We start from the raw sequence: 15,247 nt of genomic DNA on the forward strand, positions 1-15,247 counted from the left end.
AACGTAACCGCCGGGTCTGACAACGACCGTCCGGGACGATCAGACCGCCCGCGCCACGGCCCGCACAGGGGCGCCGTCCGCCCCCGGCAGCCGCAGCGGGAACAGGAACAACTCCACGTCCGGGAGACCCACGACCTGATCGAGCCCCGTGAGGTTCTCGGCGATCACCCCGCCCGCGCCGCACAGCACGCGGTGCGCGGGCAGGGTCAAGTCGGCGGTCTGGTCGCCGGGTTCGGGCGTCGGATCGACACTCAGCGCGTCGACCGCGACCGTACGGACGCCCGCCGCGACGAGGGCCTCGGCGGCCTCCGGGGTGAGCCACGGGTGGGCGAGATACTCGTCGGTGCCCCAGTACGCCGACCAGCCCGTGGCCAGCAGAAAGAGGGACTCCGGCCTCAACTGCCTTAGCGCGGGCGCCAGTAGGTCGGGCGTGATCGGCGCCCGCGCCGGCAGCCCCCGTACGTCGGCCACCACCGCATGCCCGCCGAAGCGTTCCAGGGGCAGTTCGTCGAGGCGGGGCCAGGCGTCGTCCACGTGGTAGGGGGCGTCGACATGCGTGCCGGACTGCGAACCCATGTGCAGGCGAAGGACGTTGACGCCGTCGCGGGGTGCGCGCAGGGCGGGGGACACCTCGACGGCCGGGTCACCGGGATACACGGGCATCCCGGTGACGACGGGCACCGACAGGTCGATCCAGGCCGACGGCATCAACTGCCCCCGCCGGCCAGCGCGGGCGCCTCGGCGGCGGGCTCCGCACCGGGACCGGTGATCGGCGGCACCGGGACCTCGACCGTACGGGCCAGCCGGGCGCCCTCCGGGCCGTAGACCGCCCGGGGTTCGGGGAACAGCCGGAGCAGTGACAGGAACAGCACGGCGGCCACGGCCAGCGACAGCGGCAGGCTGATGTCGACGCCGTTCGCGAGATCGCCGAGCGGGCCGACGAACTGGCCCGGGATGTTGGTGAACAGCACGCCCACCACGGCGGCCACCCACCAGGCGGTCATGCCGCGCCAGTTCCAGCCGTGCGAGAACCAGTAACGCCCGCCGCGCTGACGGCGGTTGAAGACCTGGAGCGCGTCCGGGTCGTACCAGCCGCGCCGGGTGTAGAAGCCCAGCATCATCACGACCATCCAGGGTGTGGTGCAGGTGATGATCATCGTGGCGAAGGTCGAGATCGACTGGACGAGGTCGAGGCCGAACCGCCCGATGAAGATGAACGCGATGGACAGCACACCGACCAGCATCGTCGCCTGCACCCGCGAGAGCCGCGGGAACACCGACGAGAAGTCGAGCCCGGTGCCGTAGAGCGAGGTCGTGCCCGTCGACATGCCGCCGATCAGGGCCAGCAGACAGACCGGCAGGAAGAACCAGCTCGGCGAGATGGCGAGGAGTCCGCCCACGAAGTTCGGGGCGGCCGGGTCGACGTACTTGGGTGCCTTCGTGGCGATGATGCTCGCGGTCGCCAGGCCGAAGACGAACGGCAGGAGCGTCGCGATCTGGGAGAGGAACGCGGCGCCAACCACCTTGCGGCGCGGGGTGTTCGCCGGGATGTAGCGCGACCAGTCGCCGAGGAACGCGCCGAAGGACACCGGGTTGGAGAGCACGATCAGGGCCGCGCCGATGAACGACGGCCAGAACAGCGACTGGGTCGCCGCGTCCGCCGAGGACGTGAAGACACCGGCGTACGACGGGTCGAAGTTACCGGCGAAGGCGATCGCGCCGAGCAGGAACAGGACCGTCGCGGACAGCACGGCGATCTTGTTCACGAACAGCATGAACCGGAAACCGTAGACGCACACCGCGAGGACCAGGACGGCGAACAGCGCGTACGCGACGACGTACGACACCGTGCTCTGCTCCAGGCCGAACAGCCGGTGCGCGCCGCCGACCAGGGCGTCGCCGGAGCTCCACACCGAGATGGAGAAGAACGCGACGGCGGTGAGCAGGGACAGGAAGGAGCCGACGACCCGGCCGTGCACGCCCAGGTGCGCGGAGGAGGCGACCGCGTTGTTCGTGCCGTTGACCGGGCCGAACACCGCCATCGGGCACAGGATCAGCGCGCCTACGACGACTCCGAGGAGCGTGGCCGCGAGGCCCTGCCAGAAGGAGAGGCCGAACAGGATCGGGAAGGCGCCCAGCACACAGGTGGAGAAGGTGTTGGCACCGCCGAACGCGACCCGGAACAGGTCGAGCGGGGTGGCGGTGCGGTCCGCGTCGGGGATGCGCTCGACGCCGTAGGTCTCGACCTCGGTCAGGGACTGGCTCGGCTCGGCGGGGGAGGGGGCGGGCTGCCCGGACAAGGGGGACAAGGGGGCTCCAGCGGGGGACGGCGGTGGAGCGCGTTGTAGCGCGGTGGCGGTGGGGGCGGCCGGTCACGCGCGCGGGGTGGGCGGGGTGAACGGATGCCGTCCTCAGGGGGTCTGCCGACGTTATGGCCGGCCGTGACACCCGCACCAGAGGACGGTTCATCCATCTTCCGCGCCATGGGTGGAGGAATCATCCACCGCCGCTTCTATTCGCTGTCGTTCGGGGCGTCCTCCGGTTCGGCGTCGGGGCCCTGGGAGCGGACCCGCTGGACGTGTTCGAGGGAGTCGCGCAGTTCGGTGAGCCAGTCGTCGGTGTGGCGCTGGACGAGACGGACGCACCAGGCGAGCGCGTCGCTGCGGCTGCGGGCCACGCCGGCGGCGATGAGGGTGTCGAGGACCTGGCGCTCGGGCTGGCGCAGCCGGGTCATGACGGGGGCGGAGATGTGGGTGAACAGGGAGCGCTCCCCGGCGCACTCCACACCCCACGAGACCTTCCTGCGGAACCGGTGCTCCGCCTCGCGGGCGAGGGCGATCCGGGTCTCCCGGGTGCGCTCGCGGAACTCCTGGACCCGGCCCTGGACCGCCGCCTCCTTCTCGGCGTCCGAGACGCCCTCGGCGAGCTTGGGCGCGGGGATGCGGCCGATCACGGTGATCTCCTCGCGGTCGACCGTGACCTCGACCAACTCCTCGAACAGGTCGTCGGGCAGACGGCCGGTGAACCAGCCGCGAAGTTTCTCCTGCTGCTCTGTCGTAATCATGTAATGACGATTACTCGAGAGCAGGACGAACGCAAGAGGCTGCGGTGGAGTGCGCCGAGAGCTGAAGTGGAATGTTTCGGGACTGTTTCAGGACGATCCGCGAGCAGGGGTAAACCGGCCATCCGGCCCGATCCGGCGATCAAGAACCCCGTGGTTGCGGGGTTCGCACGTTCGAATTCTGTGACTTCGCGCCACTGATTCAACACGCAAGGTTACTGAAACCTGTGGGTGGGATGTGAGTTTCGGCGGCGGACTCGGCAGAGTGGCGCCCGCCGGTCCGGCACCGACCGAGCGGGACCGGCACCGTCTCGAACCGATCCTTTCTCGATCGGTTCGTGATCGGTTCGTATCGAGCGGAAGGATGCACACAATGCGGAACACCGCGCGCTGGGCAGCGACCCTGGGTCTGACGGCCACCGCCGTCTGCGGACCCCTGACCGGGTCGGCCCTCGCGGCCCACGGAGCCGGCCCGTCCGCGCTCTACGCCCCGTCGGCCCTGGTGCTGACCATGGGCCACGGCGACGACGCCGCCCTCGCCACACCGGAACGCGCGGTGACCCTCACTTGCGCGCCCACCTCCTCCGGCACCCACCCGGCCGCCGCCGAGGCCTGCGCCGAACTGCGCGGTATCGGGGGCGACTTCGACGCCCTGACGGCCCGGGACGACGTGCTCTGCAACAAGCTCTACCGCCCCGTCGTCGTCACGGTCGACGGTGTGTGGCAGGGCAAGCGCGTCTCCTACGAGCGCGTCTTCTCCAACGAGTGCGTGAAGGACTCCTACGGATACGGAGGCGTCTTCACGTTCTGAGAGACCGGGATCGCACGGTCTCCGTGAGCAGCAGGGAGGGTCCGTAGCTGGGGAGTGCGTGCCCCTGTCGCGGAGTACCGCGGTCCCGTACCAGGGGTCGGCCGGGCGGTGTGGGGCCGCCCGTGCCGGCCCCTGTTGTCATTGCGGCTTCTCGGCCTGCGAAGGCAGCGCCCGGAGCGGCGGAAAACGGCCGAGCAGCCCCGAGGCCCGCAACAGCCGGTCGATCCGCGGCCCGTCGGACACCACGCGCAAGCGCCCGCCGCGTTCCCTGGCCCGCCGCTCGGCCCGGCACAGGACGCGCAGCCCCGAGCAGTCGAGAAACTCGACGGCCCGCAGATCCACCAGGACGTCGGGCTCCGCGACCGCCGTCGCGGCATCCAGGTGTTCCACGACGAAGTCGGCCGTCGCCATGTCGATCTCCCCCGACACCTCGACCACGGTGAAGGGGCCGCTGGACCGTGTGCGGGCACAGGTGTTGGCGGCGGGCCTGTCGCGTTCGTCCGCTTCGGCTGTCATGGCCGCTCCACCTCGGCATGGGGCGCGTTGGATCTCGGTAGCTACCCCGTTGAGGTCCCGGGCATCCCTGAACTCGCCGCCCGCAAGATCTAGTTCACTCGACATGGTGAATTCCGGTCCGAAAGGTTGACTTTCTGTCAGTAGGCGCTCGCGATAGGGCGACTGTGCTCAGGGCGAGCAGTGAAGAGGGGCCGCCGTCTCCCTGCGGACGGCGGCCCCTCGGTCTGTGCGGCTCAGGCTCGGCCGGTCACATGTGGACGACCGGGGCGGCGTCCGCGTCCTGCTGCGGGACCCCGCGACGGTAGAGCACCAGCGCGATCAGCGTGCCCGCGGCGAAGAAGCCCGCCGACCACCAGAACGCGGTGGTGTAGCTCTCGATCGTCGCCTGCGCCTGGACCAGCTTGCTGCTCGCGTCCTTCCCGGCCAGGTAGTCCGTCGCGGCGCTCGCGGCCAGCGTGTTCAGCAGCGCCGTACCGATCGAACCGCCCACCTGCTGCATGGCGTTGACCGTCGCGGAGGCGACACCCGCGTCCTCGGCGGCCACACCGCCCGTGGCGAGCTGCATCGCCGGCGGCATCACCATGCCGAGGCCCGCGCCGATCACGATCAACTGCGGCAGGACGTGCGTCGCGTACGACGAGCCGACCCCGATGCCGGTCAGCCAGGCCATGCCGACCATGGCGATGGCGAAGCCCAGCGGGATGACGACCTTCGGGCCGAGGCGCGGCACGAGCATCGTGGTGCCGATCTGCGCCATGACCATCAGGGCGCCGATCATCGGCAGGAACGCGACACCGGTCTTGGTGGGGCTGAACCCGAGGTTCAACTGGAGGTAGTAGGTGAGGAAGAGGAAGACGCCGAACATGCCCGCACCGGTGATCAGCACGGCGAGGAACGAGGCTCCCCGGTTGCGGTCGAGCAGGATGCGCAGCGGCAGCAGCGGGTGTGCGGCGCGGTTCTGCCACCAGACGAAGGCCGTCAGCAGCAGGGCGCCGGCGATCAGGAAGCCCCAGGTCTGCGGCGAACTCCAGTCGTGCGTCTCGGCGTTGGAGAAACCGTAGACGAGGGAGAACAGACCACCGGCGACCAGCACCGTGCCCGGCACGTCCAGCTTGGAGCCGGCGGCGTCACGGTGGTTGGAGAGCAGGACCCAGCCGCCCGCGAAGGCGACGAACGCGATGGCGACGTTCACATAGAGCGTCCAGCGCCAGTCGAAGGCGTCGGTCAGTACCCCGCCGAGCAGCAGACCCACCGCACCACCGGCGCCGGCGATGGCGCCGTAGACGCTGAACGCCCTGGCGCGCTCACGGGCGTCGGTGAAGGTCGTGTTGAGCAGCGAGAGCGCGGCCGGCGCGAGCAGCGCGCCCGCGACACCCTGGAGGGCGCGTGCGGTGACCAGCATCCCGAAGCTGTTGGCGGCACCGCCGAGGGCGGAGGCGCCGGCGAATCCGACGACGCCGACGAGGAAGGCGGTCTTGCGGCCGAACAGGTCGGCGATCCGGCCGCCGAGCAGCAGCAGGGAGGCGAACGCCAGCGCGTACGCGGTGACGATCCACTGCCGGTTGCCGTCCGAGAAGCCGAGGTCCTTCTGGGCCGACGGCAGGGCGATGTTCACGATGGTGGCGTCGAGGACCACCATCAACTGCGCGACGGCGACGATCGCGAGGATCCACCACCGCTTCGAGGAGGCCGTGGACTGCGCCTCCGTGACACCCGGCTGGGTGTCTTCGGTCAGAGTCTTCTGGGACATCGGGAACCACTCCAGGGAAGTCGTTCAGGGTTTACCAAAACGTAAACGAAACGGTTTCGTACACATCGAGACTAGAACACTTTCAGCGAAACGGCAACGTTTCGCTGAGGGCGGGGAGCAGGCATGCGCAGTGGCGTGTTCGAGGTCGGCGGGGCCGGGCTGTACTACGAGGTACGCGGCACCGGCCCGGCGCTGTTGATGATCGGCGGGGCCGGGGGAGACGCCGGCTACTGCACCGGCATCGCCGAGATCCTTTCCGACGCCTTCATGGTGATCTCGTACGACCGACGCGGCAATTCGCGCAGTTCCGGCAGGTCACACGCGCCGATGAGCCTCGCCGTACAGGCGGCCGACGCCCGCGCGCTCATCGCCGGCCTCGCCGGCGGGCGGGCGCTGGTGTTCGGAAACAGCGGGGGCGCGATCATCGGCCTCACGCGGGCCGCGCTGCATCCGGAGGCGATGGCGGGCCTCGTCGCCCATGAACCGCCCGCCGTGAACGTCCTGCCCGACGGCGACCCCGGGCGCGGCTTCTTCGCCGAACTGGCCGCACTGTACGAGCAGGGCGGGGCGCCCGCGGCCGGCCGCCGGTTCGCGGAGACGACACGCGGCGAGGGGACGTACCGCTGGCCCGCCGACCTCTGGAAGCGGTTCCTCGGGAACCAGGACCACCTCTTCGGCGCGGAGTGGCCCGGCTTCGCCGGCTTCCGGCCCGACGAGACCGCGCTCAAGTCGGCCCCGTTTCCTGTGGTGTTGGGGGCGGGCGCGGAGGACCGCGGTACGTACTACGCCCGGCCGTCGGTCGGGATCGCGCGGCGGATCGGCGCGCCGTGGGTCGAATTCCCGGGCATCCACATGGAGTTCCTGCGCAACCCCGGCCAATTCGCTGCTGCGGTACGGGCGTTGGCGACCCGGATGTACAGCCGCGACGGCGACATCCCTGACCTGTGGGAGGGGTCGGCTCAGTGAGAGCCGAGCAGCTCCGTGACCAACACCCGCCGCAGCCAGGCCCGATAGGCGTCCCGCGTCCAACCCCGGTGCCTGCGCAGGAGTTGATGGGTGTGCGGTGACGCCAGGGCGTAGAGCGTGTCGGCGGCGGTGCGCGCGTCGAGGCCCGGGCGGAGGGCTCCGCGCTCCTGAAGTGCCGTGGTCAGGGCCAGATGCACGCCGTACGTCGCCTCGGCGCCGGCGTCGGCGGACGCCCGCATGTCCGGGTCGGCGCCGGCCGCCTCGACGGTCACCATGATCAAGTCACCTGCGCGTTCCAGCAGTTCGGTGATCTGGTCGACGGTACGGCCGATCGCGCGCTCGGGGTCGGTCTCGTCCCGGATCGCCAGGGTCTCGGGGCGCTCCGGGACGGCGACCGGTTCCTCGTCACCGGCGATCGCGACGCCCAGGGTGTGCCCGAACAGCGCGGCCTTGGTGGGGAACGCGTCGTACAGCGTGCGCTCGCCGACACCGGCCAGCGCCGCGACCTCCTTCATCCGGGTGCCGGTGTACCCCTTCTCGGTGAACAGCCGCGCGGCCGCCTCGCGGATGCGGGCGCGGGTCGCCTCCGCCGCCTCGGCGCGCTTGGCCGAGCGGTAGGGCCGCGTCCGGTGGCTCTTCCGGTCGCTCGTCCGGTTGCTCTTCTGGTTGACGGGGTCGGGCATGGGGAGGAGTCTAGAAGGAAATCGGCGCAGTGGTACTGCGGTGAAATGAGTCAGGGCGATGAGGAGTGTGGGTGCCATGCCGGAGCTCGCCGGAATCCACCACGTGAAGATGCCCGTCACCGACCTCGACCGCTCGCGCGACTGGTACGGCCGCGTCCTCGGCTTCAAGGCCACCCATGAGTTCCCGGACGCGGACGGCGTCGTGCGCGGGGTGGCGGGGGAGGTCCCGGGACTCGGTGACTCGATGCTCTGCCTGCGCGTCAACTCCGAGGCGGCGCAAGGCTGTCAGGGCTTCGACCCGGTCAGCTTCGCGGTCCCGGACCGTGCCGGCATCGAGGCCTGGGCCGCCCATCTCGACACCCTCGGCGTCCCGCACTCCCCGGTGATCGAGGCCTCGATCGGCTGGCTGCTGGTGTTCAACGACCCCGACGGCCTCGATCTGCACCTGTATAGCTGGGCGGCGCACGGGGTGGATCACGAGGGTGTCCCGGGGTACGGCCGCCCGGTTTCCTGAGCGGGGTGCGGTGCCCGCGCCGGTCTCCTGGGCGTAGCGCGGCGCATGCCTTGACCGGCATATAACCGCAGTGGCATATTGGAGTCATGTCCGACGCCTCGCTGTGGACCGCCCTCGCCGATCCCCACCGGCGGGCCATCGTCGCCCTTTTGCTGGAGCGGCCCCGGCCCGTCGGCGAGATAGCGGAGGCCTGCGGCCTGAGCCAGCCGAGCACGTCGAAGCACCTGCGGGTGCTGCGGGACGCGGGCCTGGTCCGCGTACGGCAGGACGCGCAACGCCGCGTCTACGCCCTCGACCCGGCCCCGATCGCCGATCTCGACGCCTGGCTCGCCCCCTACCGCGAGCTGTGGAACCGCAGCCTGGACACGCTGGGGCAGCGCCTCGACGAGACGTCGGACGACATCAAGGAACCCACCGCGAAGGACTGATCCGCCATGTCCGTCGACCTCACCGGCACGTATCTGACCCTGGACGACGGCCGCCCCGCCGTCCGGTTCAGCCGCACCTACGACCAACCCCTCGCCCGCGTCTGGCAGTTCGTGACCGACCCCGACGAACTCGCCCGCTGGTTCCCCTCACGCGCCGAGTTCGACCTGCGCCCCGGCGGAGAGGTCACCTTCAGCGGCGACCCGAACATGCCGGAGTCGACCGGTCGCGTCATCGCCGTCGACGCACCTCGCCACCTGTCCTTCGAATGGGGCGGCGACGAGCTGCACTTCGACCTGGAGGAGGTCGAGGACAAGCGCACCCGCTTCACCCTCACCAACGTCCTGAGCGCCGAGGACACCGCGTCCCGCAACGGCGCCGGCTGGGAGGTCTGCCTCGGCGCCCTGGACGCGAAAGTCCGTGGCGAGCGCGTCGAGGGGCCGCATTCCGGTGCCGGCGCGCCCTGGAAGGCGTTCTACGACGGGTACTTGGCGGCCGGGATCCCCTCGGGTGCGCCCGTGCCGGGCCTGGACTGACGGCTCGCGGGCCCGGACCCACCGGTCACGTCGACTGAGCCATCACACCGGCACCGACCCGTCACGCCATCTGCCGCCGCACCAACTCGTGCAACCGCCCGCCCGTGTCCGCCAACAGCGCGGCGGGCGGCCCCTGTTGAGCGACCTTGCCGTCCTCCATGACGACCACACGGTCCGCGTCCAGCACCGTCGACAGACGGTGCGCGATGACGATGCGGGTGGCGTTGAGGGCCTTGGTGCTCTCGATCACCGTGCGCTGGGTCTCGTTGTCCAGGGCGCTGGTCGCCTCGTCGAAGAACAGGATGCGCGGCCGGCGGATCAACGCCTGGGCGATCATGAGGCGTTGACGCTGGCCGCCCGACACCGCGCCGCTGCCGGAGACGATCGTGTGCAGGCCCATCGGCATCCGCTTGATGTCCTCGGCGAGCCCCGCCATCTCGGCCGCCGCCATCGCCTCCTCCGGCGTGAACGGCTCGGTGCCGCAGATGACGTCCAGGACGGAACCGGTGAACGGCTGCGCGTGCTGGAGCACCACCCCGCACTGCCGCCGCACCGCCGACTGGTCGAGGGCGCCGAGGTCCTGGCCGTCGTAGAGGACGCTGCCGGAGACCGGTCTGTCGAAGCCGATGAGGAGGCGCAGCAGGGTGGACTTGCCGCAGCCGCTGGGGCCGACGATCGCCACGAACTCGCCCGCGCGCACCTCGATCGACACGTCGTCGAGGACGAGGGGGCCGTCGTCGGCGTACCGGAAGGAGACCCGGCGGGCCTCGATCGCGCCGGACAGCCGGCCGGGGCGGGTGCTCGCGGTGCGGACCTCGGGGGCCGCGTCCAGGACCGGTCTGATCTCCTCGAACAGCGGCAGGGCGGAGACCGTCGAGACGAAGGCGCCGGTCAGGCTGGTGACGGAGGTCAGCAGCATCGTCACCGAGGTGTTGAAGCTGAGGAATGAGGCGGCGGACATCGAGCCGCGTGCCGGGCCCGCCAGGAGCATGAACATCAGCAGGGTGCAGACCGGCAGATACACCGCGCCCATCACCGTGGTGAGGTTCTTGATCCGGCCGACCTTCTGCTGGAGTTCGCGGCTGCGCGCGAACTCGGACGCCCAGGCCGCGTAGGCGTAGTTCTCGGCCGCGGCCACCCGCAACTTCGGCAGCCCGCGCAGAGTCTGGAACGCCTGGTTGTTCAGCTTGTTGCCGAGGACGACCAGCTTGCGCTGCCAGCGCACCTGCCACAGGCCCAGGCTCAGGAACACGGCCGCGATCACGACGAGCATGCCGATCGCCGCGAGCGCCATCGAGGGGCTGTACCAGAACAGCAGTCCCAGGTTCATGACGCCGACGGTCACCGACTGGGCGACCACCGGCCCAACTCCCGCCAGCAGACGGCGGATCGAGCTGATGCCCATCGCCGCGCTCGCCAGTTCGCCCGTGGAGCGTTCGGTGAAGAACTTCGTCGGCAGCCTCAACAGCCGGTCCCAGACGGCGGGTTGGAGCGTGGCCTCGATCCGGCCCTCCAGGCGGAGGATGGTGAGGTTCTCCAGCAGCATGAAGGCCGCCGCGACCACGCTGGTGATCATCACGGCCAGGCAGACCTGCGCGATCAGGTTCGTCTGGGCCTTCGGGACGAACTCGCCGAGCACCTTGCCCGTCGCGATCGGCACCAGCGCCCCGATCGCGACCGTCACCAGCCCGCTGATCAGCAGGTTCGTCAGGTCGCTGCCGGTCCCCTGCATGGAGAACCGCAGCAGCCCGAACGGACTGAGCCGTCGCTCGGGCAGCGGACGGTAGAACATCACCGCACGCGGCTCGAACTCCTCCGCGTTCGCCTTCTCGATCGGTGTCTCGCGGCCGGTGGCCGGATGGACGGCGACATAGCCGCCGCGCCGCCACAGCAGTGCGACGGGCGCCCCGGACAGCGCCCGATGGCCCACCAGCGGGCCGACGTTGTCACGCCACCAGCGTCCGTCGAGCCGTACGGCACGCACCCGGACGCGTGAGGCGAGGGCGATCCGCTCGACCGGGTCGAGACGGTCGCTCTCGGAGCCGCTCTGCGCGGGCTCGGCGAGGGTGATGCCGGCCGCCTCGGCGACCACCTTGCAGGCCGCGTACGAGGCGTCGGCGTCGGCGGACGTCGCGCGCCGCGCCGAGGATTTGCCGATCGACGCCAGCAGCGTCCGGTCGGCCTGGGCACGCACGGCCTCACCGGCCTTGATACCGGCGGCGGTTCGCGTCTCGTGCGTCCGCTCCAGTTGCTCGATCCACTTGTCCAGCGTGGACAGCAGCCGGTACTGCTGGTCGACCATGCCCTGCCAGACACCGGGGTCCATCAGCAGATCGGCCGCCGCCTCCGCGCCGTACAGCGAGCCGTACTGCACGCTGCCCGGCGGCACCTGCATCCAGAAGACGTCGTCGTCGGTGAGCGCGGCGGCCCGTTCGGTGGCCATCGGTGCCTGGAAGAGGATGGACAGACCGCGGCCGACACCGAGGGCCAGGGCGTGTTCGAGCGGGCTCGAAGTCGGGGGCACGTACTGGGGGTTGCCGTACGCGTCGTACGACCACGTCTCGGTGTTCGCGGGCTGGTACAGCTCGCGCAGGCCGATGCGGTGCACCACGCAGTCCCGCAACGGGCGTGCCACCAGCGTGTGTTGGGGACCGGTGACCGGGCCGAGCAGCAGCGAGCCCGCCTCCAGCCGGCCGAGGTGGTGCCAGTGGCCCTGCTGTACGGCATCCACCGCGAACAGGTCGATGGCGCCCGACGCGACCAGCCACAGCACCTGCGGGCCTTCGAGGTCGAGGCGGTTGAACCCGGCGCAGTCGATCGGCGTGCCCAGGGATCCCAGCGCGCCGAGGACCAGGTCGCCCTCGTGAACGGACGTCATCTCAGCGCTCCTTGACCAGCGTGGCGTACGCGCCGCCGGCCGCCACCAGGGCGTCGTGCCGCCCGCGTTCCACGATCGTGCCGTGTTCGAGGACGACGATCTCGTCACTGTCGCGCACGGTGCTCAGCCGGTGCGCGATCACCACGCAGGCGCAGCCGCGCTTGCGCAGGTTGTCCATCACGACCAGCTCGGTCTCCGCGTCCAGGGCGCTGGTCACCTCGTCGAGGACGAGGATGCTGGGCCTGCGTACCAACGCCCTTGCTATCTCCAGGCGTTGACGCTGACCGCCGGAGAAGTTGCGCCCGTCCTGCTCGACGTGGCTGTGGATGCCGCCGGGGCGGCGCACGACCACGTCGTACAGGGCAGCGTCCCGCAGCGCGTCCTCCACGGCCTCGTCCGGGATCGACGGGTCCCACAGCGCCACGTTGTCGCGGACCGAGCCCTCGAAGAGGAACACGTCCTGGTCGACGAAGGAGACGGAGGCGGCGAGGGCGCCGCGCGGGATGTCCTCCAGCCGGTGGTCGTCGATGCGGATCACCCCCTCCCAGGGCGTGTAGAGGCCCGAAATCAGCCTGGACACCGTCGACTTGCCGCTGCCGGAACCACCGACCAGCGCCACCTGCTGACCCGGGCCCACCGTCAGGTCGAAGCCGGTGAGCAGCGGCTTGTCGAGCGGGCTGTAGCCGAAGGTGATGTTCTCCAGCTCGACGTGCCCTTGCAGCCGGCGGGTCGAATCGACGCCGCCCGCACGGGAGTAGAGGGGATCGGCCTGGAAGTTCTCGACGTCCTTGAGCCGGGCCACGTCGGCCGCGAAGTCCTGGACGCGGCCCGCGACGCCGTTGAGCCGGGTGATCGGTGCGGTGAAGCGGGTGACCAGGGCCTGGAAGGCGACCAGCAGGCCGACCGAGATGCCCCCCTCCACGGCCCGCATGCCGCCGATCCACAGGATCAGCGCGCTGTTGAGGGAGGCGAGCGTCGGCGCGACCACGCCCAGCCAGGCGCTCGGCACGCCGAGCCGCTGTTGCTCCTCAAGCGTGGTGGCGTGCTGTCCGGCCCACTTGCGGAAGTAGCCGTCCTCGCCGCCGGTCGCCTTCATCGTCTCGATCAACTGGAGCCCGGTGTAAGCGGTGTTGGTGAGCCGGGCGCTGTCGGCACGCAGTTTCGCGGTCCGGGTCGCACGCAGCTTGATGACGACCCGCATCGCCACCACGTTCAGCAGGGCAACACCTATGCCCACGTAGGTGAGTTGGGGGTCGTAGGTGTAGAGCAGGACCGCGTAGAGCACCACGACCACCGCGTCCACCCCGGCGGCCGAGAGGTCGCGGGCCAGGGTCTCGGCGACGGCGTCGTTCGACTGGAGGCGCTGCACCAGGTCGGCCGGGCTGCGCTGGGAGAAGAACGTCACCGGCAGCCGCAGCAGATGGCGCAGGAAGCGGGCGCTGGAGAGCGTGGAGGAGATGATGCGGCCGTGCAGCAGGTTCGCCTGCTGCAGCCAGGTCAGCGCCAGCGTGAGCAGCACGCAGGTGCCCATCGACGCGAACAGGACGCCCAGCAGGGACGTCTGACCGCCAATCAGGAACATGTCGATGTAGGTCCGGCTGAGCGCGGGCATCGCCGCACCGACCAGCACCAGCAGCAGACTCGCGAGCACGGCGGCGGGCATCGTGCCCGCGGTGCCGCGCAGCCGGGCCGGCATCGCGCCCAGGACACCCGGCTTGCGCCCGCCCTTCTCGAAACCGTCGCCCGGTTCCATGACGAGGACGACACCGGTGAAACTCGCGTCGAAGTCCTCCATGGGCACGAACCGCCGCCCCTTGCCGGGGTCGTTGATGTACACCCCGCGGCGGCCGAAGCGGCGCCCCATGCCGTCGTAGACGACGTAGTGGTTGAACTCCCAGAACAGGACGGCGGGGGACCGCACTTCGGCGAGGGCGGCGGTGTCCATCTGCATGCCCTTGGCCGTGAGGCCGTAACTCCGCGCGGCCTTCAGCAAGTTGCTGGCGCGCGAGCCGTCGCGGGAGACTCCGCAGGCGATGCGCAGCTCCTCCAGCGGGACGTGGCGGCCGTAGAAGCCGAGGACCATCGCGAGGGAGGCGGCGCCGCACTCGACGGCCTCCATCTGGAGCACGGTGGGTGAACGGACCGTCTTCGCGCGACCTTTGGGCACCGGGCGCTTCGGTGGCGCGGAGCGGCGCCGGGAACGGGTGTCCTGCGCGCGGCTCACGGCAGCAGCCAATCGAGGGGACGCTGATCGGCCAGCCGGATCGAGGCCGAGGCCATGGTCATGGAGGTGAGGGCGAACGGCGGTCCGTCCTGCGACGACCACTTCAGACCGCTCTTGGTCCCCTTCGACCTGTCGAGCTTCACCAGTACGGCCACCGGTCTGCCCTTCTTGGTGAACTGCTCGCCGAGTTGGCTGTCCCCGAGGAACGCGGCGATCTGCTGCGCCGACTGGGCGGACCGGTCCACCGCCTTCACCCGGCCGCGCAGCACGCCGTACGTCTGCGTCGGAACCGACGAGACGGTCAGGTCTACGGTGGCGTTCGCGGGGATGGAGGCCGCGTTCTCGGCGGGGACGTACACCGTCGCGTAGAGCGGGTCGCCGGCGTGCGCGACCTTCTCCACGGCGGCGACGTTCGCGCCGGTCTGGATGATCTGGCCGATGGTGGCGGCGAGCGCGGTGATCCGGCCCGCGGCGACCGTGCGCACGACGGCGTCACCGTCGGCCGTACGGACCTTCAGGACAGGGGAGTCGGCGGGCAGCCGCTCGCCCTCCTGGGCGACGACGGCGGTGACCTGGCCGGCGACGGGGCTCTGCAGGATGTAACTGCCCTCCCCGTGCGTGAGGATGGCGGACGCCCCGACCGTGGACGCCACGGAACCGGTGACCGCCCACACGGACGCGGCGGCCACCACGACCACCGTCACACAGAGCACGAGCCAGCCCTGCGGACGCGCGAAGCGCACCGGAAGATCGAGCTCCTCGGGCGACTGGAGCTTGGCGAGGGCCTGTTGGCGGAACTGCACGGAACTTCCCTCACCTAGGGGAGAGATCTTTTACGACAACCCGAGAGTCCCGGAGCCGGGAAACGGCTCCGGGACTCGG

The 15,247-nt window shown here is 70.5% G+C and carries 14 protein-coding genes; 5 read left to right on the forward strand and 9 right to left on the reverse strand.

All coding sequences use genetic code 11. The features are described 5' to 3' along the window. Positions 1-39: 39 nt before the first annotated feature. The 3 genes from OG223_RS47750 to OG223_RS47760 form a co-directional block, all read right to left on the reverse strand. Positions 40-708, reverse strand: coding sequence for a cyclase family protein (locus OG223_RS47750; protein ID WP_329263406.1), 669 nt, complete (start codon positions 706-708; stop codon positions 40-42). Beyond that, a complete protein-coding gene (locus OG223_RS47755) occupies positions 708-2,300 on the reverse strand; it encodes a purine-cytosine permease family protein (RefSeq protein ID WP_329265849.1) in 1,593 nt (530 codons plus the stop codon). The genes OG223_RS47750 and OG223_RS47755 overlap by 1 nt, the downstream gene beginning before the upstream one ends. Positions 2,301-2,512: 212 nt before the next feature. After that, positions 2,513-3,064 carry a hypothetical protein gene (locus tag OG223_RS47760; RefSeq protein WP_329263408.1) on the reverse strand — a complete coding sequence of 184 codons (552 nt, stop codon included), beginning with the start codon at positions 3,062-3,064 and terminating at the stop codon, positions 2,513-2,515. Positions 3,065-3,434: 370 nt separating this feature from the next. Between OG223_RS47760 and OG223_RS47765 the strand changes: the two genes are divergently transcribed. Next, complete coding sequence (locus OG223_RS47765; RefSeq protein ID WP_329263410.1) at positions 3,435-3,872, forward strand: protease inhibitor; 438 nt, start codon at positions 3,435-3,437, stop codon at positions 3,870-3,872. 138 nt (positions 3,873-4,010) lie between these two features. On the opposite strand, the gene OG223_RS47770 is transcribed toward OG223_RS47765, so the two are convergent. Together OG223_RS47770 and OG223_RS47775 are read right to left on the reverse strand one after the other, a co-directional pair. Beyond that, entirely contained in the window at positions 4,011-4,388 is a 378-nt protein-coding gene (locus tag OG223_RS47770) for an STAS domain-containing protein (protein WP_329263412.1), read from the reverse strand. Between the two features lie 247 nt (positions 4,389-4,635). Then, positions 4,636-6,138, reverse strand: coding sequence for an MFS transporter (locus tag OG223_RS47775; protein ID WP_329263414.1), 1,503 nt, complete (start codon positions 6,136-6,138; stop codon positions 4,636-4,638). 123 nt (positions 6,139-6,261) lie between these two features. Between OG223_RS47775 and OG223_RS47780 the strand changes: the two genes are divergently transcribed. Beyond that, the gene (locus OG223_RS47780) at positions 6,262-7,104 is read left to right on the forward strand and encodes an alpha/beta fold hydrolase (protein ID WP_329263416.1); all 843 of its coding nucleotides are present in this window, start codon (positions 6,262-6,264) and stop codon (positions 7,102-7,104) included. Here OG223_RS47780 and OG223_RS47785 read toward each other — a convergent pair. Beyond that, positions 7,098-7,787 (reverse strand): TetR/AcrR family transcriptional regulator, encoded by a 690-nt coding sequence (locus tag OG223_RS47785; protein ID WP_329263417.1) that lies wholly within the window; start codon positions 7,785-7,787, stop codon positions 7,098-7,100. The two genes, OG223_RS47780 and OG223_RS47785, sit on opposite strands and share 7 nt — an antisense overlap. Positions 7,788-7,863: 76 nt before the next feature. Here OG223_RS47785 and OG223_RS47790 point away from each other — a divergent pair, with 76 nt between their 5' ends. From OG223_RS47790 to OG223_RS47800, 3 genes are all read left to right on the forward strand, one after another. After that, positions 7,864-8,301 (forward strand): VOC family protein, encoded by a 438-nt coding sequence (locus tag OG223_RS47790; RefSeq protein WP_329263419.1) that lies wholly within the window; start codon positions 7,864-7,866, stop codon positions 8,299-8,301. Positions 8,302-8,387: 86 nt separating this feature from the next. After that, entirely contained in the window at positions 8,388-8,729 is a 342-nt protein-coding gene (locus OG223_RS47795; RefSeq protein ID WP_329263421.1) for an ArsR/SmtB family transcription factor, read from the forward strand. Positions 8,730-8,735: 6 nt separating this feature from the next. After that, on the forward strand, positions 8,736-9,263 hold the full coding sequence (locus tag OG223_RS47800; protein ID WP_329263423.1) for an SRPBCC family protein: 528 nt from the start codon (positions 8,736-8,738) through the stop codon (positions 9,261-9,263). Positions 9,264-9,324: 61 nt separating this feature from the next. On the opposite strand, the gene OG223_RS47805 is transcribed toward OG223_RS47800, so the two are convergent. Genes OG223_RS47805 through OG223_RS47815 form a run of 3 tightly spaced genes read right to left on the reverse strand, consistent with a single transcriptional unit; the run spans position 9,325 to position 15,168 of the window. Continuing rightward, positions 9,325-12,141: an NHLP bacteriocin export ABC transporter permease/ATPase subunit gene (locus tag OG223_RS47805; RefSeq protein ID WP_329263424.1), complete on the reverse strand. Its 2,817-nt coding sequence runs from the start codon at positions 12,139-12,141 to the stop codon at positions 9,325-9,327. A gap of 1 nt (position 12,142) precedes the next feature. Then, positions 12,143-14,365, reverse strand: a complete 2,223-nt coding sequence (locus OG223_RS47810) for an NHLP family bacteriocin export ABC transporter peptidase/permease/ATPase subunit (protein ID WP_329263426.1) — start codon at positions 14,363-14,365, stop codon at positions 12,143-12,145. Continuing rightward, the gene (locus tag OG223_RS47815; RefSeq protein ID WP_329263427.1) at positions 14,362-15,168 is read right to left on the reverse strand and encodes an HlyD family efflux transporter periplasmic adaptor subunit; all 807 of its coding nucleotides are present in this window, start codon (positions 15,166-15,168) and stop codon (positions 14,362-14,364) included. The genes OG223_RS47810 and OG223_RS47815 overlap by 4 nt, the downstream gene beginning before the upstream one ends. Between the last annotated feature and the right edge of the window lie 79 nt (positions 15,169-15,247).

This window comes from Streptomyces sp. NBC_01478, from assembly GCF_036227225.1.
Classification (GTDB): Bacteria; Actinomycetota; Actinomycetes; order Streptomycetales; family Streptomycetaceae; genus Streptomyces.